Below are 20859 nucleotides of genomic sequence, written 5' to 3'. Positions count from 1 at the left end.
CCTATCCCAGCAGCATCCGGAGCGCAAGTACAACATCGGCCAGCAGGATGACAACTCCCACTATGCCGCAGAGGATGCGCACCGCCTTGGGCGGCTTTTTGTTGGTGGCCACGGCCAGCAGGGCCAGGGCGGCCAGTCCCGCCAGCAGGGGCCAGTAGATGGCCAGCAGGACGCCCAGGGTCGCCCCCAGGCCCTCTCCGAGGAAATTCATGGCGCAGGCTCCTCCTCTGCCAGTATACGGCGGATGCCCCCGGTCAGGAGGGCGATATTCTCCTCCTGAAAGACCGTGTCGCGGCCGGTGTGGATGCGGTCCAGGTACCAGCCCAGCCGCTTCCCCCTCTTCAGGGCGCACACCCCCGCCGCCCGGCGGAAGGAGGCGTTGTCCGAGGGGTAGAAGCCGAAGCCCCGCACCACCTCCACCGTCTTTCCATTCTGGGGAAGAAATGCCCTCTCGATCCGGGCCAGAGCGGCCTCGTCCTTCTTCAGGGCGGCGGTGGGATAGAACTGGATGGAGCTGCCGTCGGACACGCAGTCAAAGTTGAGCACCAGCGTCTCCTTTTTCACCTGCCTGTGCCGCCCGGCAAAGGCGGCGGAGCCCAGCATGCCCCGTTCCTCGTTGTCGAAGAACACCAAGCAGGCTTTCTCCCGCAGCTCCGGCGGCAGGGTGAGGGCGGCCTCCAGCAGGGTGACGACGCCGGAGGTGTTGTCGTTGGCGGTGTGCCGGTTGGCCCGGCCGAAAAACACCCACCAGACGCAGAACACACACACCAGCCAGCCGGGCAGTGTTCCGGCCCAGAGGGGCAGGTCGGCGACCGCTCTGATGGCCACGGCGCAGACGGTGACCGCGGTCAGCGCCGCCAGCAGCCCCACCACCAGCAGCAGCTGGTAGATGAGGTAGATCCCCATATTCCGTGGGGTGAGAAAGTTGGGGATGGGCAGCACGGCCTGGGTGTCGTAGTGGGCGGTGAAGAGCACCTCCGCCTTCTCCGGGTCCCCGGCAATGACGTTGGTGCCCGAGAAACGTCCGCTCTCCTCGGTGACGGCCCAGCCCGCCCCCTCCAGCTCCCCGCGCAGCCAGGCCCGGAAGGCCCGCTTCTGCCCGGTGGACTTGCGGATCTGGAACTCTGACAATACCTTCCGGGATTGCTCGGTCATGAGTCGGCCTCGCTTTCTCTTAAACCCATCTTGTTCCCGCAGGGTCAGCCCTCGCCCCGCAGCTTGATGATTTTATCTCTCAGAATGGCCGCATATTCGAATTCCAGCATCTTGGAGGCCTCCTTCATCTCCTTCTCCAGCTTGGCAATGGCCTCCAGGCGCTGCTGCTTGGTCATCTGCTTCTGGCTGAAGTCGAACTTCTTGGTCTCCTCCACCTCGCCGGACAGCTCGATCAGGTTGCGCACCGACTTGACCACCGTCTTGGGCACAATGCCGTGGGCCTTGTTGAAGGCGTCCTGCTTCTCCCGGCGGCGCTCGGTCTCGTCGATGGCGGCCCGCATGGAGGGGGTGATCTTGTCGGCGTACATGATGACCAGTCCGTCGGCGTTTCGGGCCGCCCGGCCGATGGTCTGGATGAGGGAGGTCTCGCTGCGGAGGAACCCCTCCTTGTCCGCGTCCAGGATGGCCACCAGGCTCACCTCGGGCAGGTCCAGGCCCTCACGCAGCAGGTTGATGCCCACCAGCACGTCGAACACGCCCAGACGCAGATCCCGGATAATCTCCTGCCTCTCGATGGTGTCGATGTCGTGGTGCATATAGCGGACCTTGATGCCCGCGTTTTTCAGGTAGGCGGTCAGGTCCTCGGCCATCCGCTTGGTGAGGGTGGTGACCAGCACCCGCTCCTTCCGCTCGGTGCGGGCATTGATCTCGCCGATGAGGTCGTCGATCTGCCCCTCCACCGGGCGGACCTCGATGCGGGGGTCCAGCAGGCCGGTGGGCCGGATGACCTGCTCCACCACCTGGCCCGACCGGGTGCGCTCGTACTCGCCGGGGGTGGCGGAGACGTAGATGACCTGGTTGATCCGCTGCTCGAACTCGTCGAACTTCAACGGCCGGTTGTCGTAGGCGCAGGGCAGGCGGAAGCCGTAGTCCACCAGGGTGGTCTTGCGGGCGTGGTCGCCGTTGTACATGGCCCGCACCTGGGGCAGGGTCACGTGGCTCTCGTCGATGAACATGAGGAAGTCCTTGGGGAAATAGTCCAGCAGGGTGTGAGGGGGCGTGCCGGCAGGGCGGCCCTCGATGACCCGGGAGTAGTTCTCAATGCCGGAGCAGTAGCCCAGCTCCTGCATCATCTCAATGTCGTACATGACCCGCTGCTTGAGCCGCTGGGCCTCCACCAGCTTGTTCTCCCGCTCGAAGAAGGCCACCCGCTCCTCCAGCTCCTTGTAGATCTCGCCGATGGCCGCGTCCATCTTCTCCTTGGGGGTGACGTAGTGGGTGGCGGGCCAGATGGGCACGTGGTTGAGGATGCGGATGGGGGTGCCGGTGACGGCGTTGACCTCGCTGATGCGGTCGATCTCGTCCCCGAAGAACTCCACCCGGATGGCGGAGTCCTTCCAGTAGGCGGGGTAGATCTCCACCGTGTCCCCCCGGACCCGGAACATGTTCCGCTCAAAGGCGATGTCGTTGCGCTCGTAGCGAATCTCCACCAGCCGCTTGAGGAGCACGTCCCGCTTCATCTCCATGCCCACCCGGAGAGACACCATCATCTTGGCAAAGTCCTCGGGCTCGCCCAGGCCGTAGATGCAGGACACGGAGGACACCACGATCACGTCCCGCCGCTCCAGCAGGGCGCAGGTGGCGGACAGCCGCAGCCGGTCGATCTCGTCGTTGGTGGAGGCGTCCTTGGCGATATAGGTGTCCGTGTGGGGGATATAGGCCTCCGGCTGGTAGTAGTCGTAGTAGGAGACGAAGTACTCCACCGCGTTGTTGGGGAAGAACTCCTTGAACTCGGCGCACAGCTGGGCGGCCAGGGTCTTGTTGTGGGCCAGCACCAGGGTGGGCCGCTGGAGCTTCTCGATGGTCTTGGCCATGGTAAAGGTCTTGCCGGAGCCGGTGACGCCCAGCAGGGTCTGCTCCTGGAGCCCCATCTCCACGCCGTTGGCCAGGGCCTCAATGGCCTGGGGCTGATCGCCCGCGGGCTTGTATTCGCTGACTACCTCAAATTTGGGCATACCATCACCTCGTACATCCATTCTATCAAAACGTATGTTCTATTGCAACCACTAATTATAGTATTTCCATCAGAAAGCCGCTGTCCCGCATGGACACCATATCGTCGTCCACAAAAATCAGGTGGTCCACCAGGATAACCCCCACCTGGCGGAGCAGTTCTCTCAGGTAGAGGGTGGTCTGCTTGTCCTCGTCGGAGGGCAGGGCCAGGCCGGACACATGGTTGTGAGCCAGCATGACCCGGGAAGCGTTGTGGTTGAGGGCGGCCTCCACAATGACACGGGCGTTGATTTCGGCGGCGTTCACGTTCCCCTCCCCCACCTTGGGGCAGCCCAGGCACTTGCCCTTGCCGTCCATGCACAGGAGGTAGACCATCTCGTTGCGGGCGCCGTAGAACAATGGCGCGAACACCTCACGGGCGGCCCGGGTGGAGTCCACAATGTCCTCCAGGCTGGCGCGGGACGCGCCGTACCGCCTGCCCAACTCCTTGACGGCCCGGAAGAGCACCGCCGCCCGTTCCCCCACGCCCTTCACCTGGGAGAGGGCCTCTGGCGTGGCGTCCAGCACGCCCTGGAGGGAGCCGAACCGGTCCAGCAGGTCGTGGGCCAGGGGGTTGGTGTCCTGCCGGGGCAGCACGTAGAACAGCAGCAGCTCCAGCACCTTGTGGTCGGGGAAGGACTCCGGCCGGGCCATGAATTCCTTGCGCAGCCGGTCCCTGTGTCCCGTGTGGTCCGCCATGTCCTTCCCTCCTCTCTGTCATCAGAAGCGCAAAAACCTCCGCGGGAAATTGCCCGCGGAGGTCTGCGCCTGTCCTCAGGCCCGGGCGCCGTACTCGGCCAGGTAGGCCTCCATACGGGCCTTCATGTCGTCGTCGATATACACCTTGCCGTCCACCGGGTTGTTGTGGAGGAAGGAGATGACCTCGCGGACGGTGACGATGGGGAACACCCGGATGCCGTGCTCATCCCGCAGCTCGTCCAGGGTGGTCTTGTCGCCGGTGCCCCGCTCCATGCGGTCCACGGACACCACCAGGGCGGTCAGGTTCACGTCGGCCACGTGCTTGAACAGCTCGATGGTCTCCCGGACGGCGGTGCCGGCGGTGACCACGTCCTCCACGATGACCACCTTGTCCCCGGCCTGGGGCTTGTAACCCACCATGGAGCCGCCCTCGCCGTGGTCCTTGGCCTCCTTGCGGTTGAAGCAGTAGGGCAGGTCCCGGCCGTAGTTGCGGTACAGGCTGGAGGCCGCCGCCACCGCCAGAGGGATGCCCTTGTAGGCGGGGCCGAAGAGGCAGTCCACGCCGTCGGGCAGGTTCTCCTGGATGCAGGCGGCGTAGTAGTCGCCCAGCTTGGAGGCCTGGGCGCCGGTCTTGTAGTTGCCGGTGTTGATGAAGTAGGGAGTCTTGCGCCCGGACTTGGTGGTGAAGTCGCCGAAGGTCAGCACGCCGGAGCGCACCATAAAGGTAATGAATTCTTCTTTATACGTCATGATAGATCCGCCCTTCCTGAAATCAGTCGGAACATTATACCACTCCGGCGCCGTGTTCACAAGTATGAACCGGCTGAAAAATGTCTCCATACCAAAGGCACCCCAACCATTACGCAGTATCCGTGCTGCCTAACGATTGGAGTGCGTTTTTTCGCTGAAATTCGGGTTTACTCGTTCTCCACGGCCACGTCGAAGGCGGGGCGCTGGGGCGCGCCGGAGGCGGCGGCGCTGGCGGCCCGGAACTTGTTCCGGCTGGCCTTCAGCTCCTCGTAGGCCTCGCCGATGGCCTCTTCCGTACGGCGCAGGGCGTCCTCGCAGTAGTCGTTGGCCGACTTGCGCAGCTCTCTGGCACGGTCCTCGGTCTGACGCAGGATCTCGCTGGACTTCTGCTTGGCACGGGCCATGATCTCCTCCTCGGAGAGCATCTGCCGGGCCTGGTCCTCCGCCTGCTTGCGGATCAGGTCTGCCTCGCGCTTGGCGGAGGCGATATAGTCGGTGCGGGCCGCGATGAGCTTTTTGGCCTCGTTCAGCTCCATGGGGAACTGGGCCTTGATGTCATCCAGCAGGTCAAGGGCCTTGTCCCGCTCGATGATACACTTCTCACTGGACAGAGGCACGCTCTTCGCCTCGTCGATCAGCTCATAGAGCATGTCCAGCAGTTCTTCCACGCCAGTCGCCATTTATCCGTTCCTCCTGCTTTTCATCTTTTCGTTCACATCGTCAATGATCTCCCGGGGGACAAAGTCGGACAGGTCCGCCCCATAGTAGGCCATCTCCTTCACCACGCTGGAGCTCAGGTAGGTGTACTTGGCGCTGGAGGGCAGGAACATGGTGTCCAGCCGGGGGTTGAGCTTGCGGTTGATGAGGGCCATCTGGACCTCCTTCTCGTAGTCGGACACGGCCCGCAGGCCCTTGACCACCACGCAGGCGCCCACACGCTTGGCGTACTCCGCCAGCAGGCCAGTGGAGCTGTCCACTTCCACATTGGGCAGGCGGTCCACAACCTTGTGGATGAGCTCCACCCGCTCCGCAGGGGTAAACAGGCCCTTGTTTTCCTTCTCGGAATTCACCATCACGCAGACGATGAGCTTATCAAAACAGACCGCCGCACGCTTGATCACGTTCAGGTGGCCCAGTGTAATGGGGTCAAAGCTGCCGGGATATACCGCTATTTTCACTGGAATCTCTCCTTGCCGCGGGGAAGGGTCACACGGTCCGCCGGTACAGCGTCACCTTGATCTTGCCGTAACGGTACTCCCGCCCCTTCTCATAGGGGGCGGAGAGGGCAGGCAGGACCTGTTCCGCCGCACTTTCGCAGACTATTATACCATTCTCTGACATGATGTCAATCTTGGAGATGGCCTCCAGGGCCTTGTCCAGCAGGCCGGAGGCGTAGGGCGGGTCCAGAAAGACCAGGTCGAACTTCTCCCGGCAGCTGGTGAGGAAGGCCATGCTGTCCCCCTGGATCACCCGGGCCTGGGCCTCAAAGCCGCAGGTCTTCACGTTCTCCCGGATGACGGCGGCGGCCTCCTTCCGCAGGTCCACAAAGGTGCACCGCTCCGCCCCGCGGGACAGGGCCTCGATGCCCAGCTGTCCGGTGCCGCCGAAGAGGTCCAGCACCCTGCGGCCCTCCACGTCAAACTGCACGATATTGAAAATGGACTCCTTCACCTTGTCGGTGGTGGGCCGGGTCTCCATGCCGGGCAGCTCCTTGAGCCGCCGGCCCCGGGCCGTTCCTGTGATGACGCGCATTGTATTTCATCCTTTCCGGTCCTCCGGCCGGGGCTCCTCCTGAGCCCCCCGGAAGTAGTCGTAGACGGCCTTGGCCGTGTTCTTGGGCACTGCCGCCTCCAGCTCTTCCAGGGTGGCGGCCTTGATATTCTTGACACTTTTGAAGTGTTTGAGCAGGTCTGCCCGGCGTTTTTCCCCCACGCCGGGGATCTTGTCCAGCACCGAGCCCTTCACCCGCTGGTTCTGCTGCTGGCGGTGGAACTCGATGGCAAAGCGGTGGGTCTCCTCCTGGATCTGGCCGATGAGGGAGAACACCGCCTGGTTGGCCTGGATGCCGATCTCATGTCCGTCCGGCGTGACCAGGGCACGGGTGCGGTGCCGGTCGTCCTTCACCATGCCGAACACCGGGATGGACAGCCCCAGCTTCTCCAGCACCTTTACCGCCACCTTGGCGTGGTTCTCGCCGCCGTCGATGAGGAGCAGGTCGGGCAAATCTTTGAACTTCTCGTCCCCGTCCAGATAGCGCCTGAAGCGGCGGGTGAGCACCTGCTCCATGGAGGCGTAGTCGTCGGGGGCGTCCATGTCCTTGAGCTTGAAGCGGCGGTAATCCCGCTTCAGGGGCCGGGCGTTCTGGTAGACCACCATGGAGGCCACGATGTCGTCCGCCCCCTGGTTGGAGATGTCGTAGCTCTCCATGCGCATGGGGGGCTTGTCCAGCCTGAGCATCTTGGCCAGCAGCTCCAGCAGCTTGGAGGTCCGCTCCTCCTTGGTGGTCCAGCGGGCCACCTCCTCCTCCGCGTTCTTGTTGGCCAGGCGGATCAGGTCCATCTTGGCGCCCCGCTGGGGGGTGACCAGGTTCACCCGGCGGCCCGCGTTCTCAGACAGCAGCCGGGCCAGAGGCACCTCGTCGTCGATCTCGCAGGGCAGCAGGATCTGCCTGGGCAGCTGATTCCGCTCCCCGTAGTACTGCCGCACCAGAGCGGACATCACGTCGGCGATCTCCTCCTCCATGGGGGTCTCCATCAGGTCCCAGTCCTTGGCGGCCAGCTCGCCGTCCACGTAGTGGAGCACCACAAAGCAGCTCTTGGCCGTGCCCCGGTGGAAGCCCACCACGTCGGTGTCCGCCAGGCTGCCCGCCATCACCTTCTGCCGCTTGCCCAGCAGCTCAATGGCCCTGTACCGGTCCCGCAGCTCGGCGGCCTTCTCAAACCTGAGCTCCTCGGCGGCCCGCTCCATCTCGGCCTGGATCTCCTCCCCTACCTCCTTGAACTGCCCTTCCAGCAGCCGGATGGCCTGGTCGATGGCGTCCCGGTACCGCTCCTGGGGCATGCCGAAGCGGCAGTAGCCGTCGCACAGGCCCATGTGGTAGTTCAGGCAGGGCCGCTCCTTGCCGATGTCCCGGGGGAACTTCCGGTTGCAGGAGGGCAGCTTCAGGGCGGCCCGGAGGGCGTCGATGATGCCCTGGGTGCTGCCCCGGCTGCCGTAGGGCCCGAAGTAGCGGGCCCCGTCGTCCGCCGCCTTGTTGGCCAGGGAGAACCGGGGGTAGTCCTCGTTGACGGTGAGGCGGATATAGGGGTAGCCCTTGTCGTCCTTCAGCAGGATATTGTAGTGGGGCTGGTGGCGCTTGATGAGGGAACTCTCCAGCACCAGGGCCTCGAATTCACTGTCCGCCACGATCACGTCGAAGTGGTCGATCTGGCTAACCATGGCCCGGGTCTTCTCCGTGTGGGAGGCCAGGTCGGCAAAATACTGGCTCACCCGGTTCTTCAGGGCCTTGGCCTTGCCTACGTAGATGACCACGTTGCGCTTGTCCTGCATGATATACACGCCCGGCTTCAGCGGCAGGGCATGGGCTTTTTCTTTCAGTTCTTCAAATGTCATACGCTGTTTTTCCTGCCCTCCCTGTTCGCCGGACTTCCTTCATGCCCTGCCGCTGGGCGCCTCAGCGCCCCGGCGCGCTGCGCCGTCCAAGCGTTTTGCGGAGCAAAACCTTGATGCCGGGGCGATTCACTCGCCCCGCGCAGATCTCAATTCTTTCCGGGTCCCCAAATGCGCCCGCGCATTTGGGACAGGGCATGGGCTTTTTCTTTCAGTTCTTCAAATGTCATACGCTGTTTTTCCTGCCCTCCCTGTCCGCCGGGCCCCAAAATGCGCCTGTGCTTTGGAGACAGGGCACGGGCCTTTTCTTTCCGCTCTTCAGAATGGCATACCTTATGATGCCCGTTCTCCCCGTCCGCCTGTTCTTCTCCGCCTTTCGAGGATAAAAAAAGCGCCGCAGTATGCGGCGCTTTTTGTCGGAACGGTGTTACTCGGAGAAGTTGGACGCGATCAGCTCCACCAGAGCTTCGACCGCCTCTTTCTCATCGGGGCCGTCGGCGATGAGGTTGATGGAGGTTCCCTTCACGACGCCGAGGGAAAGTACACCCAGCAGGCTCTTGGCGTTCACCCGGCGCTCATCCTTCTCGACCCAGATGGAGCTCTTGAACTCATTGGCCTTCTGAATGAAGAATGTGGCGGGTCTGGCGTGCAGGCCGACCTGATTGTTTACGACTGCCTCTTTCATATACATAAGCGTTTCCCCCTAAGATGCGTTTATGAAGTCGCATACTTTCCTGTATAGAATATCAAATTTGTGCCAAATCGTCAATGACATTTTACACAAAATACGGGTGGTATTCTCTCTCAATTGACGGAAGAAGACTTTTGACTGTTTTTATGCGTTCTTGCGCGGACAATGTCCTCCAGCAGCGGACAATTCCGGTTCTGACGCCGCCATTCCGCCCTCCGGGGTAAAAACGCCCTTTGGAGCAGACATGGTTTTTTATCCATCCATCCGGGCGCGCCCGCCGCCTTTACCGCAGCTCCGCCACCGTTACGCCGTCCTCTCCTTCCCCATAGCGTCCGGGGCGGAAGGACTTCACATACCGGCTGCGCTTCAGGTGCTCCCGCACCGCCTTGCGCACCGCGCCGGTGCCCTTGCCGTGGATGATGGTGACGCTCTCCAGCTTGGCCAGCATGGCGTTGTCCAGAAACAGGTCCAGGGCGGCCACAGCCTCGTCGGTGGTCATGCCCCGCAGGTCCACCTCCGAGGAGGCCCCCACGGTGCGCAGCTGCCGCTCCGCCCGGTGGATGATCCGCTGGGCCTGCTTCTTGCTGCCGTCCTCCTCGGCCACACGCACCTCCTCCTGCTTGGCGGTGATCTTCAGAATACCGGCCTGGAGCTGGAGGCTGCCGTCCTTGTTGACGGCCAGTACCTGGGCCCTGGTGCCCCCCATCTTCACCAGCTCCACCGTGTCCCCCACTTTGGCGGGACGGGTGGGCGGCGGCGCGGGCTCCTCAGGCCGGGCGCCCAGGGCGTCCTCCGCCTGGTTGAGCCGCTGGCGCAGCCCCGCCCGCTCCTCGTTCACCTTCTGCCAGTCCTCTTCCTTCCGCTGGCGGCGGCGCATCTCGTTGAGCTCCTTGAACACGCTGTCAGCCGTATTCCGCGCCTCGTCCAGAATGGCCCGGGCCTCCGCCTGGGCCTTCTCCACAGCCTTGGACCGCTCCTTCTCCAGCTTGTCCCGGTACTCCCGGGCCACCCGGGCGGAGTCCTCCATCTCCCGGCGCAGCTTCCGGGCCTGGTCCTTCTCCTGCTCCATCTGCTGGCGCTGCTGCTCCAGCCGGGTGATCACGTCCTCAAAGCGGACGTTCTCCGCGTCGATGCGGGCGGAGGCCTTGTCGATGATCTCCTTGGGCAGGCCCAGCCGCTCGGAGATGGCGAAGGCGTTGGACTTGCCCGGGATGCCGATGAGGAGCCGGTAGGTGGGGGCCAGGGAGTTGACGTCAAACTCGCAGGAGGCGTTCTCCACCCCCGGGGTGGTCATGGCGTACACCTTCAGCTCGGCGTAGTGGGTGGTGGCGGCCACCAGGGCCCCCATCTCCCGGGCGCTGTCGATGACGGCGGCGGCCAGGGCCGCGCCCTCGATGGGGTCGGTGCCCGCCCCCAGCTCGTCAAAGAGGATCAGGGTGCGGTCGTCCGCCTCCTTCAGGATGCCCACGATGTTCACCATGTGGGAGGAGAAGGTGGACAGGCTCTGGGCGATGGACTGCTCGTCGCCGATGTCGGCCAGCACCCGGTCGAAGATCATCACCGTGCTGTCGTCCGCCACCGGGATGTGGAGGCCGCACTGGGCCATCAGGGTCAGCAGGCCGATGGTCTTCAGGGTGACCGTCTTGCCGCCGGTGTTAGGGCCGGTGATGACCAGTGTGTCGAAGTCCCCGCCCAGGTACAGGTCGTTGGCCACCGCCTTGTTGGGGTCCAGCAGGGGGTGCCGGGCCTGCCGCAGGCAGATGCCCCGCTCCACGATCCTGGGCTCGCAGGCCCGCATCCGGTAGGACAGCTTGGCCCGGGCAAAGATCACGTCCAGCATGATGAGCAGGTCGTAGTCCTGGGCGATGTCCTCCCGGTGGGCGGCGCACTCGGCGGAGAGCTCGGCCAGGATGCGGTCGATCTCCTTCTCCTCGTCGGCCTGGAGCTCCCGCAGCTCGTTGTTGGCCTTCACCACGCCCATGGGCTCGATGAAGAAGGTGCCGCCGGAGGAGGACACGTCGTGGACCAGGCCCGGCACGTCGTTCTTGCACTCGGAGCGCACCGGCACCACGTACCGGTCGGAGCGCATGGTGATGATGGGCTCCTGGAGGTACTTGGCCTGGGAAGAGGAGATGAGCTTCTGGAGGATGTCCCGCACCTTGGCGGAGGTGGCCCGGATGTGCCGCCGGATGGAGGCCAGCTCCGGGCTGGCCGAGTCGGCGATCTCGTTCTCCCCCAGAATGGAGCCGGTGATCTTGTCCTCCAGGAACCGGTTGGCGGTGAGGGAGGCGAAGAGATGGTCGATGCAGGTCTTGCCGTTGTTCTCGCCGGCGGCGTAGTCCCGGGCGGCCCGGGCGGCCTTGAGCACGGCGGCGATGTCCAGCAGCTCCCGGGTGTTGAGGGCTCCGCCCATGTCCGCTCGCTGGAGGGAGGCCGCCACCGGCTTCACCCCGGACAGGGACGGGCTGCCCCGCAGGGCGGTCATGTTCACGGCGGCGGTGGTCTCAGCCTGGAGGCGCTGGACGTCGTCGGCATCGGTGAGGGGGCGCAGGGCCATGCAGCGCTCCTTGCCCTCCTCGGTCACCGCCTGCCCGGCCAGCTTTTCCAGCACCCGGGGCAGCTCCAGGGTGTGAATGGATTTTTCAAATAAGTCGGTCATAAAACATACCTCACGGAAAAATTCCTCTGCGGTTTTACGGATACGTATTGTGAAGCGTCCGCCTCACGCAAACCGCAAGGCAGTTGATTCGGCGCTTATTATCATACACTATTTTTCCAGACTTATCTACCCCCGGCTCACGGCGGACAGCGAGCCCCTCCACAGACGGCAAAGACAGCGGCGGAGCGCTGCTCCGCCGCTGTCTTGTCTCCTCTATTGTCCTGATTGTCCGTCCAGCCAGGCACAGAACCGGTCCCACAGCTCCATGGCCTTGAACTTGACCACATACCCCTCGTTCTCGCCGGTGATGAGGGAGATCTCGTCCTGGCTGAAGCCGGCGGACGCGGCGGTCTCGGCCGTGGTCTCGGTGACCGACCCCAGGCACAGGGGCGGGAACACCACGCACCACCAGTTCTGTCCGCCGCCCTCGCCGATGACGATGCGCAGGGCGGTGTACTCCCCGGCGGGCAGGGCGAAGTCCTCGTACTCCTTGGTGGGAAACCACACGCTCTCCTCCAGAGACGCGGTGACCGGGTAATCGTACCCCGCCTCTTCCACCGTCTCCGCCCCCGCGGCCGCCAGGTCGCCCAGCCGGGCCGTGATGGCCGCCTCCGCCTCCGCCCGGGTCAGGCCCTGGTCAAACAGATCCCCCGCCTCGGCCAGGATGCGGTCCCGGACCTGGAGCTTGAGGGCCTGGTCCGCCGGGTCGTCTGAGTTGGCGATGACGTGGAGCCGGATGACCTTGTCCGCCAGGGCGGACTGCTCCGCCCCCAGCGCGCCACCGGCCAGTGCCGCCACCGCAACCCCCAGCAGCAGCGCCAGCTCCCACCGCCGGAGGCTGTGCCCGCCATGCTTTCCATTCCGTCCAAACACAGGATACCACCATCCAATATGTAATCATTTCTTGCGCGCCGTCTGTCCGGCGCAGGTCTATTGTGGACAACCTGTCTGTTCTTTATACAGCCGGCAGGAAATGTGGGTAAAATTTGTGTAAAACACACCTTGTAAATCATCCATTGAGTGGTAGAATAGTGGTTCATCCCTATCAGGAAATTTGGTACATATGGAAGGAGAAGGGCGCGGAGATGGAGCAGCAGACGCAAGTCAAATGCACTGAGCAAGTACAGCCCCCGCAGAACAAACCGCTGTTCAGCCGCCAGATGCTGGTACGGCTGATCATTCCGCTGGTGATCGAGCAATTTCTTTTGATGTCCGTGGGCATGGCGGATACGGTGATGGTCACCACGGCCGGTGAGGCCGCCGTCTCCGGCGTCTCCCTGGTGGATAACATCAACACCCTGATGCTTCAGATCTTTGCCGCCCTCAGTACCGGCGGCGCGGTGGTGGTGTCCCAGTACCTGGGCCGCAAGGAGCCCGAGCACGCCAGGACCGCCGCCAAGCAGCTGCTGTATGCGGTGACCGTGCTCTCCCTGGTGATCATGGCCCTGTGCCTCATCTTCCGGGAGCATCTGCTCTTCCTGCTCTTCGGCAACATCAACGACGACGTCATGGACTCCGCCCTGCTCTACTTTATCTCCACCGCTCTGGCCTACCCCTTCATGGCCCTGTACAACGCCGGCGCGGCCCTGTTCCGCTCCATGGGCAACTCCAAGGTGTCCATGTTCAACTCCCTCATCGTCAACATCGTCAACATCACCGTCAACGCCATCCTGATCTTCGGCTTCAACATGGGCTCTCTGGGCGCCGGCATCGGCACCCTCACCTCCCGCATCGTGGCGGCGGTGATCATCCTGTTCCTGCTCCAGCACCGGGACTGCGTCCTGCGCATCCACCACATGTTCCGCCCCGAGTTCCACTGGGTCATGGTGCGGCGCATCCTCACCATCGGCATCCCCACCGGCCTGGAGAACGGCCTGTTCCAGGTGGGCAAGCTGGTGGTGCTCAGCCTCATCACCTCCTTTGACGCCGGGGTCAACCTGGCGGTGGTGGGCTCCGCCGTGGCCGCCAACGCCATCGCCAACAGCGCGGCCGGCGTCATCAACGTGCCCGGTCAGGCCATCGGCCTGGCCATGGTCACTGTGGTGGGCCAGTGCGTGGGCGCCCAGTTCCTGGACCAGGCCGTCCGCTACACCCGCAAGCTGATGATCATGGCCTACCTCTCCATGGGCACCATGGCGGTCATCCTCTTCTTCGGCGCGGGCTGGCTGGTCACCCTCTTCAACCTGAGCGCCCCCGCCGCCGCCATGGCCGCCCAGGTGCTGCGGTGGAACTCCGTGTTCGTCCTGTTCTTCTGGCCCATGTCCTTCACCCTGCCCAACGCCCTGCGGGCCGCGGGCGACGCCATGTTCACCATGAGCGTGTCCCTCATCTCCATGTTCGCCTGCCGCATTGTCCTCAGCTACGTGCTGGGCGCGGACGCCATCTTCGGCATCCCCATGGTGGGCCTGCATCTGCTGGGCGTGTGGATCGCCATGTTCTGCGACTGGGTGGTCCGGGCCGTCTTCTTCCTGGTCCGCTTCTGGCAGGGCAAGTGGAAGCAGATCCAACTCATTTGATTTCAATATCCGCCGAAAAAGCGGCGCACCGTCAAATACGGTGCGCCGCTTTTTGTTATGCTCTGGCAGGCCTCCAGGTGTACAGCAGCACGGCCAGCGCCACCGTGACGGGCACGGCCAGCACAATGCCGAAGCTGCCCGACAGGCCCTGCATGATGGCGATGCCGATGTTGTTGGAGTTGATCATCTGCTGGTAGGGCAGGTCGTAGGCGTAGTCCAGCACCAGCATGGACACGCTGCCGCCGGCAAAGGCCAGGATCAGGGTGTTGGAGTCGGTGCCCATCATGTCCCGGCCCACGTGCATGCCGGCCTTGAACAGATCAGCCCGGGAGATGGCCGGGTTCTGGGCGTGGATCTCGGCGATGGCGCTGCCGATGGACATGGCCACGTCCATCACCGCCCCCAGGCTGGAGATGAGCAGCCCGGAGAAGAGCAGCCCGCCCACCTGCACGCCGCTGGTGCTGGCCAGGGTAAGCAGGCTCTCAATGTCGGACACGTTCCAGCCCGTGATGCCGGTGGCCATGCTGAACAGGCTGGCGGCCAGTCCGGCGATGACCACCCCCGCCACCGTGCCGCCGGTGGCCACCAGGGTCTTTCTGGTGGGCCCGCCGATGAGGTACATGGTGACCAGAGTGGTGACCACGCAGATGAACACCGCCACCCAGAAGGGGGACCAGCCCTGATAGACCAGGGGCAGGTACACGAAGATGATGCAGAAGAAGGTGAACACCAGGCCCAGGGCGCCCTTGAGGCCCTGCTTGCCGCCCACCAGGCAGAGCACCAGCAGATAGGCGGCGGCAAAGGCGTAGATCACCCACTCCCGGTCCTGGGAGTAGATGCTGGTGATGGTGGAGTCCCCCGCCACGCTCTGCATGACCACCACCTTCATGCCCACGGTGCAGCCCGCGCCGAAGAGGTAGCCGGAGGAGCTGGTGGTCTCCAGGGTCTGGCCTTTTCGGACGCCGGTGGTCATCTCCACCAGCAGCCGCTGCTCCCCTACCCGGGAGCCGTCGGGCTGGAGGTTGTCCTGGAGGATCTCCACCACAACGCCCTTCTCAAAGGTCTGGCCCTCCCGGCTGACCAGCGGCACCTTTCCGCCCTGGTTGAGGCGGACGGTAAAGAGCAGGAACAGGGCCAGCAGCACCAGCGGGATGCCCCAGCGCAGAAAATACTTTTTGATATACAACTTCATTCAGCCTTTCTCTCTCAACACGGACGTCCGGCGGAACGCACACTTTTCCAGCCTGCCGGTCCGAAGGGTGATAAACAGCATTTTCCCGGCGGCAATGCCGCCGGGAAAACACCGCTCATATGGGGGGAAGATTCAGAACAGGGGGACTCAGGCGCCCAGGCTCACGCCCAGGGCGGTCAGGAAGGAGGCGGGGACGTAGTAGTTGCCCTCCGCCAGCACAGCGCCGGTGGAGACGGCGGAGCCGTTCACGGTCAGGTTCAGGGTGACGGCGGAGCCGGCGGTGGGCAGGGCGGCGGGCACCGCGGCGGTGTAGGCGGCGCCGGTGGTGACCACCACGCCGTTGTTCTCCCAGGCCACGTTGAACTGGCTGTCCGTGCCGGAGACGGAGGCGGCCACGTCACGCAGGCGGTAGTAGGTCTCGCCGTCCTGGCTCAGGGTGGCCACGGAGCCGGTGCCGTTCTTCTCGATGGTAAAGGTGTCGTCAATGGCCTCCACCTTGCCGTCGTCGGTGATCTGGTAGGTGGTGATGGAGAAGGAGTTGCTGTCCATCTCAATGACGGAGTAGCTGGGCAGCCAGTTCTGGCTCCGGGCGGCGATGTAGTCCTGCTGGGTGCTGATGAGCTCGTAGAACTTGGAGCCAGAGGCGGAGTTGGCGGTCATGTACAGGGTGCCCTTGGGGTTGACCACGGTGTTGCTGGTGGTGGCCTCAATGGTGTAGCACCCGTTGTCGGCCTGGAAGGCGTCGTGGGCGGCGGTGCCGGCGGTATCGCCCTCCTCGGGGTACAGGGGGATCTTCTCGTCGTTCTGGGTGTTATAGGCGTTGTTCCAGTCGTAGTCGGTGCCCTCGTCGTTCAGGCGGAACTCGTAGGTGCCGTGGGTCTGGCCGTCGCCGTAGAGCATCTTGGAGCGGCTGTAGGTGTGGTCGTGGCCCTGGAGCACCACGTCGATGTCGTACTCGTCAAAGATGGGGGTCAGCTGGGTGCGCAGGATCATGCCGTCGGTATCGGAGTGGTCCAGGCCGGTGCCGTAGATGTCCTGGTGGATGGTGACCACACGCCAGGTAGCGTCCGGGTCGGAGGCAATGGCCTCCTGGATGGCCTTCTCATGCTCGGCCACGTTGTAGTTGTTGGTGTTGAGCACGATGAACAGACCGTCGCCGTAGGAGTAGTAGTAGTCGCCGCCGGCCTGGGTCTGGCCGTACTCGGTGGCGTTGGGGTTGTTGAAGTGGTAGGTGTAGTCGGGGTTCAGGGAGTCGTGGTTGCCGATGGCGGTGGCCACGGGCAGGCTGGCCAGGGCGTCGGCAGCCAGGTAGCCGGCGTACTCCTCCTCCTTGGGCTTACCGGTCTTATTGACCTGGTCGCCGGCGGAGATGATGAAGTTCACATCCGGGTTCTGCTCGGTGGCGATCTCCAGGGTCCGGTTCCAGCCGAAGGCGTCGTTGCGGGCGGCGGTGTTGGCCGCGCCGGAGTCGCCTACCAGAGCCTCGCCGTTCTGGGGCTGGCCCTTGGATGCGCCGATCTGGGGGTCGCCCACGTAGAGCATCTTGACCTGGTCAAAGCTGCCGGTCTTGTACTCCTGGACCTCGGTCTGGACGCCGTTCTTCTCCACCGTGTAGTAGTAGGTGGTGTTGGCCTTCAGGCCGGTGACGGTGACGTGGTTGTAGTCATAGGCCACGCCGTCGGTCAGGCTGTCGTCCACCTGGGCGGACATGCCGGTGAAGGCGGTCAGATTGTTCTTGTCTGTTCCGAAGTGGACCACAGGAGTGGCCGCCTTGCCGCTCTCCGTCTTGCTGTACCAGGCGAAGTTGAGCTGGGTCTCGTTGGCGCCGGGGGTCAGGGACACGTGGGTGTAATCGGTGGCCACACTCTCCCACTCGCTCACCCAGGCCTGCCACTCGGCGGAGCCGCCGGTGACGCTGCCGTCGTTATAGTTGGCAGTGGCCGCCATGGCCAGAGGGCCCACACCCAGGAGCAGCGCGCCGCTGAGCACACCGGCCAGAATCTTTTTCCTTGTCTGCATTTCATCCAACTTCCTTTGCGGTTTGGTTTTGGTCTGATGGAACTAGTGACAATATAGCACTGTGTTTTTCCTTTTTCAATGCATCTTTCAAAGCTTTTCCAGGATATTTACCCGGATTTTACTTTATATTATTTTGGAAAATAAAATTCTTTTTGGAGTCTCCGGCATTTTGCCTCAGCAGTGTTTTTTTGCCGCGGCGGCGTATAATCCTCCCTTTTCCGGGAGAAGCTATCCGCGGAATCCAATCTGAGGAGGTCTCTTCGCAATGTTTGTGGATAAAATCGCCCTGATCCTGGCCATTGTCGGCGGGCTCAACTGGGGCAGCATCGGCATTTTCGGATTCGACCTGGTGGCTTTCGCCTTCGGCGGCTCCGACAGCGTCATCTCCCGGGTGATCTACACCCTGATTGGCCTGGCTGCCGTGTGGTGTATCTCCCTCCTGTTCCGGGACCGGGACTCTGACGGCGACAAGGCTTAAAAAAACGGAGAAGCACAGGAAAACCTGTGCTTCTCCGTTTTTTTATGGGATCGCTTACCGGCGCTCGCCGTAGTAGACCTCCAGGATCAGGCTGCGCATCTCCTCCCGGCTGGGCATCCGGGGCGTAAAGGGCGTGCACACGTCCGCAAAGGCCTTGTCCACCAGGGCGTCCAGCTTGGCCATCACGTCCGCCTCGTCCTTCACCACCTCGCGCATGGTCTCGGGGACGTTGATCCTGCGGCGCAGCTTCATCACCGCCTCCAGCAGGTCGGTCTCCCCCACCAGGGCGGCCAGCTCTCCGTAGCGCTTGGCGGTCTTGGGGTCCTCCATGTTGAAGCGGAGGCCGTAGGGCAGGACGATGGCGTTGGCCAGCCCGTGGGGCACGCCGTACTCGGCACCGAAGGTGTGGGCGATGGAGTGGACGATGCCCAGGGCGCAGTTGGAGAAGGCGATGCCGCCCATGCAGGAGGCGGCCAGCATGTTGGCCCGGGCCTCCAGATTGTCCCCGTGCTCATAGCACTCGGCCAGGTTCTCATAGCCGTACCGGAAGGAGGCCATGGCCATGGCGTCGGAGTAGGGGTTGGCCTGGGGGGTCACATAGGACTCGATGGCGTGGGTCAGGGCGTCCATGCCGGAGGAGGCCGTCAGGCCCTTGGGCATGGTGGTGGTGAAGATGGGGTCCAGCACCGCCACGTCGGGCACCAGGCGGCCCTTCATGCAGCGGATGGAGTATTTTTTCTTCTTCACCGTGTCCTTGATGAGGGCCGCCCGGGTGGCCTCGCTGCCGGTGCCCGCCGAGGTGGGGATGCAGCACAGATTGGCCTTGACCCGGAGGTTCTTGATCTCGTTGGGGGGCATGACGTCCTCCAGCTCCTTGTACTCCGGGTTCTCGTAGAACACCCACATGGCCTTGGCCGCGTCCATGGCGGAGCCGCCGCCAAAGCCGATGACCCAGTCGGGCGCAAACTCGGCCATGTCCGCCGCGCCCTTCAGCACCGTCTGGAAGCTGGGCTCCGGCTCCACGTCCGTGTAGGACCGGCAGGTGAAGCCCGCCCCCTCCAGCACATCGGTGACCATCTTCAGCTGGCCCAGCTCCTGCTGGATGGTGCCGCTCATGACGATATAGGCCCGCTTCCGCTCCCCAGTCAGCTCCGCCAGGGCCTTGACCGCATCCTGGCCGCAGTACATATGCCCGCAGCCCAGCTTGATACCATACATGGGAATGCCTCCTTCTTAATCGTAGACAATACAGTTTTTGATGACCGCGCCGGAGGCGTGCTCCCGGATGGCGGCCTCCAGCTGGTCCAGGGGATACTCGTTCTGAATAAAATCCTCCGCCGAGATGACCCCCAGCTTCAGCAGCTCCAGCGCCGCCGCCACATGGGCGGGGGTGGTGTGGTACACGCCCTTGACGGTGAGCTGGGAGTAGTGGAGCAGGGTGGCGTCCACGTGGAGCACGCTGCCCGCCTTTGTGCCGCCGAAGAGGAGCACAAAGCCCCCCTTCCGGGCCATCTTCACGCTGGTCTCCCAGACCTGAATGAGCCCGGTGGCCTCAATGACCACGTCGGCGCCCCGCTCCCGGTCGGTGAGCGCCCGGACGGCGGCCACCGTGTCCTCCACGCCGGTGAGATCCAGCGCCTTCCACACGCCCAGACGGCGGGCCGTCTCCAGGCGGCTGGGCACCATGTCGGTCACCAGCACTTTGGCGCCCCGGAGCACCGCCAGCCGGGCGAACATCAGGCCGATGGGTCCCGCGCCGTTGACCACCACAAAGTCGCCCAGGGCAATGGGGCAGTTCTCAATGCCGTAGACCGCGCAGGAGAAGGGCTCCATCAGGGAGGCCGCCTTGTGGGAGAGGCTGTCCGGAATGACGAACATGTTCTGTGCCACAATGGGCGCCGGGACCTTGACATACTCCGCGTAGGTCCCCCGGCAGTAGGTCAGTGTCTCGCACATGAAGGGCTGGCCGTGCTTGCAGTAGTAGCAGCGGCCGCAGGGGGCGGTGTTGTGGCAGGCCACCCGGTCCCCCTCCTTCACGTGCTCCACGCCCGCGCCCACGGCGGCCACCACGCCGGAGAACTCATGTCCATAGGGGTGGGGCGGCTTGAGGAGCGGGTAGCCCCGCCTGAAATTTTTCACATCCGTACCGCAGGTGGTGGAGATCCTGTTTTTTACCAGCACCTCCCCCGGGCCGGGATCGGGAATGGGCTGCTCTATTATGCGGATGTCCTCCACGCCGAACAGCATGGCCTGCTTCATGGTTCCGTTCATCTGTCAGCCTCCCTGATTAAGTATGTCCGCAGGCGGAAACCCGCCTGCGGACACCGGATGGGCTCACGCCCTGTTACGCGCTCAGTAGCCCACCGTATCCTTGGGCTCGCCGGGCTTCTTGGCCTGGCCGTAGCTCTGCATCCGCACCCGGACGGCGGCCATCTCCTCGCCGGTGAGGACGACGGGGGCGCCCACTGCCATGCAGCGCCACTGCATCTCGGCCACAAACTCCATGTTCACCGCCAGGGAGAAGGCCTTGGCCATGCTCAGGCCGCAGGTCACCAGGCCGTGGTTGGCCAGCAGGAGAGCCTTGCTCTCCCCCATGGCCTTGCCCACGTTCTCGGCCAGCTCGGGGGTGCCGAAGGTGGCGTACTCGGCGCAGGGCACCTCGTCCACACCGGCGCCGGAGATGACATAGTGGACGGCCTTCAGGGGCTGGCGGAGGCAGGCGAAGGTGGTGCAGTAGGTGGAGTGGGTGTGGACCACGGCCCGGGCCTCGGGGTGGTGCTTGTAGACGGTGGCGTGGAGGTTGTGCTCGCTGGAGGGCTTGCGCTTGCCCTCGATGATGTTGCCCTCCAGGTCCATGATGACGATGTCCTCGGGGGTGGTGTCAAAATAACCCAGGCTGGAGGGGCCGATGGCCATATAGCCGGTCTCAGGGTCGTAGCAGGACAGGTTGCCGCTGGTGCCCTTGGACAGGCCCTGGCTGCTCATCTGCTTGCCGAACTCCACAATATCGTTGCGTTCCTTTTCCATCAGCATGGCGCA

General features: G+C 63.8%; 19 protein-coding genes. 2 read left to right on the top strand and 17 right to left on the bottom strand.

What is annotated here, in order from left to right:
* Window position 1 precedes the first annotated feature (1 nt).
* The 12 genes from Q0K23_RS07570 to Q0K23_RS07515 form a co-directional block, all read right to left on the bottom strand.
* Window positions 2-211, bottom strand: coding sequence for a hypothetical protein (locus tag Q0K23_RS07570; protein ID WP_294520102.1), 210 nt, complete (start codon window positions 209-211; stop codon window positions 2-4).
* Window positions 208-1155: a M28 family peptidase gene (locus Q0K23_RS07565; RefSeq protein ID WP_294520099.1), complete on the bottom strand. Its 948-nt coding sequence runs from the start codon at window positions 1153-1155 to the stop codon at window positions 208-210. Before Q0K23_RS07565 ends, Q0K23_RS07570 begins: the two co-directional genes overlap by 4 nt.
* Window positions 1156-1199: 44 nt before the next feature.
* Window positions 1200-3170 (bottom strand): excinuclease ABC subunit UvrB, encoded by a 1971-nt coding sequence (gene uvrB, locus Q0K23_RS07560; RefSeq protein ID WP_294520096.1) that lies wholly within the window; start codon window positions 3168-3170, stop codon window positions 1200-1202.
* A gap of 55 nt (window positions 3171-3225) precedes the next feature.
* Window positions 3226-3906 (bottom strand): RadC family protein, encoded by a 681-nt coding sequence (locus tag Q0K23_RS07555; protein ID WP_294520093.1) that lies wholly within the window; start codon window positions 3904-3906, stop codon window positions 3226-3228.
* Between the two features lie 75 nt (window positions 3907-3981).
* On the bottom strand, window positions 3982-4659 hold the full coding sequence (gene pyrE, locus Q0K23_RS07550; RefSeq protein WP_349231680.1) for an orotate phosphoribosyltransferase: 678 nt from the start codon (window positions 4657-4659) through the stop codon (window positions 3982-3984).
* A 164-nt stretch (window positions 4660-4823) separates the two neighbouring features.
* Window positions 4824-5336 (bottom strand): hypothetical protein, encoded by a 513-nt coding sequence (locus Q0K23_RS07545; RefSeq protein WP_294520087.1) that lies wholly within the window; start codon window positions 5334-5336, stop codon window positions 4824-4826.
* On the bottom strand, window positions 5337-5834 hold the full coding sequence (gene coaD / locus Q0K23_RS07540) for a pantetheine-phosphate adenylyltransferase (RefSeq protein ID WP_294520084.1): 498 nt from the start codon (window positions 5832-5834) through the stop codon (window positions 5337-5339). It abuts the gene before it with no gap.
* A 28-nt stretch (window positions 5835-5862) separates the two neighbouring features.
* On the bottom strand, window positions 5863-6408 hold the full coding sequence (gene rsmD / locus Q0K23_RS07535) for a 16S rRNA (guanine(966)-N(2))-methyltransferase RsmD (protein WP_294520080.1): 546 nt from the start codon (window positions 6406-6408) through the stop codon (window positions 5863-5865).
* Window positions 6409-6414: 6 nt separating this feature from the next.
* Window positions 6415-8268, bottom strand: coding sequence for an excinuclease ABC subunit UvrC (gene uvrC / locus Q0K23_RS07530; protein WP_294520077.1), 1854 nt, complete (start codon window positions 8266-8268; stop codon window positions 6415-6417).
* A 424-nt stretch (window positions 8269-8692) separates the two neighbouring features.
* Window positions 8693-8956 (bottom strand): HPr family phosphocarrier protein, encoded by a 264-nt coding sequence (locus tag Q0K23_RS07525; RefSeq protein ID WP_294520074.1) that lies wholly within the window; start codon window positions 8954-8956, stop codon window positions 8693-8695.
* 283 nt (window positions 8957-9239) lie between these two features.
* Window positions 9240-11615 (bottom strand): endonuclease MutS2, encoded by a 2376-nt coding sequence (locus Q0K23_RS07520; protein WP_294520072.1) that lies wholly within the window; start codon window positions 11613-11615, stop codon window positions 9240-9242.
* Between the two features lie 213 nt (window positions 11616-11828).
* The gene (locus Q0K23_RS07515; protein WP_294520069.1) at window positions 11829-12488 is read right to left on the bottom strand and encodes a stage II sporulation protein R; all 660 of its coding nucleotides are present in this window, start codon (window positions 12486-12488) and stop codon (window positions 11829-11831) included.
* Window positions 12489-12700: 212 nt separating this feature from the next.
* On the opposite strand from Q0K23_RS07515, the gene Q0K23_RS07510 reads away from it, so the two are divergent.
* Window positions 12701-14131 (top strand): MATE family efflux transporter, encoded by a 1431-nt coding sequence (locus Q0K23_RS07510; protein WP_294520067.1) that lies wholly within the window; start codon window positions 12701-12703, stop codon window positions 14129-14131.
* A gap of 55 nt (window positions 14132-14186) precedes the next feature.
* Here Q0K23_RS07510 and Q0K23_RS07505 read toward each other — a convergent pair whose 3' ends face one another.
* Window positions 14187-15323 (bottom strand): YibE/F family protein, encoded by a 1137-nt coding sequence (locus Q0K23_RS07505; protein WP_294520065.1) that lies wholly within the window; start codon window positions 15321-15323, stop codon window positions 14187-14189.
* 147 nt (window positions 15324-15470) lie between these two features.
* Window positions 15471-17342 carry a metallophosphoesterase family protein gene (locus tag Q0K23_RS07500; protein ID WP_294520062.1) on the bottom strand — a complete coding sequence of 624 codons (1872 nt, stop codon included), beginning with the start codon at window positions 17340-17342 and terminating at the stop codon, window positions 15471-15473.
* A gap of 265 nt (window positions 17343-17607) precedes the next feature.
* Between Q0K23_RS07500 and Q0K23_RS07495 the strand changes: the two genes are divergently transcribed.
* Window positions 17608-17820, top strand: a complete 213-nt coding sequence (locus Q0K23_RS07495; protein WP_294520059.1) for a DUF378 domain-containing protein — start codon at window positions 17608-17610, stop codon at window positions 17818-17820.
* A gap of 54 nt (window positions 17821-17874) precedes the next feature.
* Here the strand turns inward: Q0K23_RS07495 and Q0K23_RS07490 are convergent, their stop codons facing one another.
* From Q0K23_RS07490 to Q0K23_RS07480, 3 genes are all read right to left on the bottom strand, one after another.
* On the bottom strand, window positions 17875-19038 hold the full coding sequence (locus Q0K23_RS07490) for an iron-containing alcohol dehydrogenase (RefSeq protein ID WP_294520056.1): 1164 nt from the start codon (window positions 19036-19038) through the stop codon (window positions 17875-17877).
* Between the two features lie 15 nt (window positions 19039-19053).
* Window positions 19054-20091, bottom strand: a complete 1038-nt coding sequence (locus tag Q0K23_RS07485) for an alcohol dehydrogenase catalytic domain-containing protein (RefSeq protein ID WP_294520054.1) — start codon at window positions 20089-20091, stop codon at window positions 19054-19056.
* Between the two features lie 81 nt (window positions 20092-20172).
* The gene (locus tag Q0K23_RS07480) at window positions 20173-20853 is read right to left on the bottom strand and encodes a class II aldolase/adducin family protein (RefSeq protein WP_294520051.1); all 681 of its coding nucleotides are present in this window, start codon (window positions 20851-20853) and stop codon (window positions 20173-20175) included.
* Window positions 20854-20859 lie beyond the last annotated feature (6 nt).

It is taken from the genome of uncultured Pseudoflavonifractor sp. (assembly GCF_944387275.1).
In the GTDB taxonomy this organism is placed as follows: domain Bacteria; phylum Bacillota; class Clostridia; order Oscillospirales; family Oscillospiraceae; genus Pseudoflavonifractor; species Pseudoflavonifractor intestinihominis.
Note: the sequence above shows the minus strand (reverse complement) of the source record. Positions and strands in the feature narration are given on the sequence as shown.

Coding starts and splice junctions, on each gene's coding strand:
- uvrC (WP_294520077.1), bottom strand. CDS start 8,268: ATGACATTTGAAGAACTGAAAGAAAAAGCCCATGCCCTGCCGCTGAAG.
- Q0K23_RS07490 (WP_294520056.1), bottom strand. CDS start 19,038: ATGTATGGTATCAAGCTGGGCTGCGGGCATATGTACTGCGGCCAGGAT.
- Q0K23_RS07500 (WP_294520062.1), bottom strand. CDS start 17,342: ATGCAGACAAGGAAAAAGATTCTGGCCGGTGTGCTCAGCGGCGCGCTG.
- Q0K23_RS07485 (WP_294520054.1), bottom strand. CDS start 20,091: ATGAACGGAACCATGAAGCAGGCCATGCTGTTCGGCGTGGAGGACATC.
- Q0K23_RS07545 (WP_294520087.1), bottom strand. CDS start 5,336: ATGGCGACTGGCGTGGAAGAACTGCTGGACATGCTCTATGAGCTGATC.
- uvrB (WP_294520096.1), bottom strand. CDS start 3,170: ATGCCCAAATTTGAGGTAGTCAGCGAATACAAGCCCGCGGGCGATCAG.
- Q0K23_RS07555 (WP_294520093.1), bottom strand. CDS start 3,906: ATGGCGGACCACACGGGACACAGGGACCGGCTGCGCAAGGAATTCATG.
- Q0K23_RS07505 (WP_294520065.1), bottom strand. CDS start 15,323: ATGAAGTTGTATATCAAAAAGTATTTTCTGCGCTGGGGCATCCCGCTG.
- Q0K23_RS07565 (WP_294520099.1), bottom strand. CDS start 1,155: ATGACCGAGCAATCCCGGAAGGTATTGTCAGAGTTCCAGATCCGCAAG.
- Q0K23_RS07570 (WP_294520102.1), bottom strand. CDS start 211: ATGAATTTCCTCGGAGAGGGCCTGGGGGCGACCCTGGGCGTCCTGCTG.
- Q0K23_RS07525 (WP_294520074.1), bottom strand. CDS start 8,956: ATGTATATGAAAGAGGCAGTCGTAAACAATCAGGTCGGCCTGCACGCC.
- Q0K23_RS07510 (WP_294520067.1), top strand. CDS start 12,701: ATGGAGCAGCAGACGCAAGTCAAATGCACTGAGCAAGTACAGCCCCCG.
- Q0K23_RS07480 (WP_294520051.1), bottom strand. CDS start 20,853: ATGCTGATGGAAAAGGAACGCAACGATATTGTGGAGTTCGGCAAGCAG.
- rsmD (WP_294520080.1), bottom strand. CDS start 6,408: ATGCGCGTCATCACAGGAACGGCCCGGGGCCGGCGGCTCAAGGAGCTG.
- Q0K23_RS07495 (WP_294520059.1), top strand. CDS start 17,608: ATGTTTGTGGATAAAATCGCCCTGATCCTGGCCATTGTCGGCGGGCTC.
- Q0K23_RS07520 (WP_294520072.1), bottom strand. CDS start 11,615: ATGACCGACTTATTTGAAAAATCCATTCACACCCTGGAGCTGCCCCGG.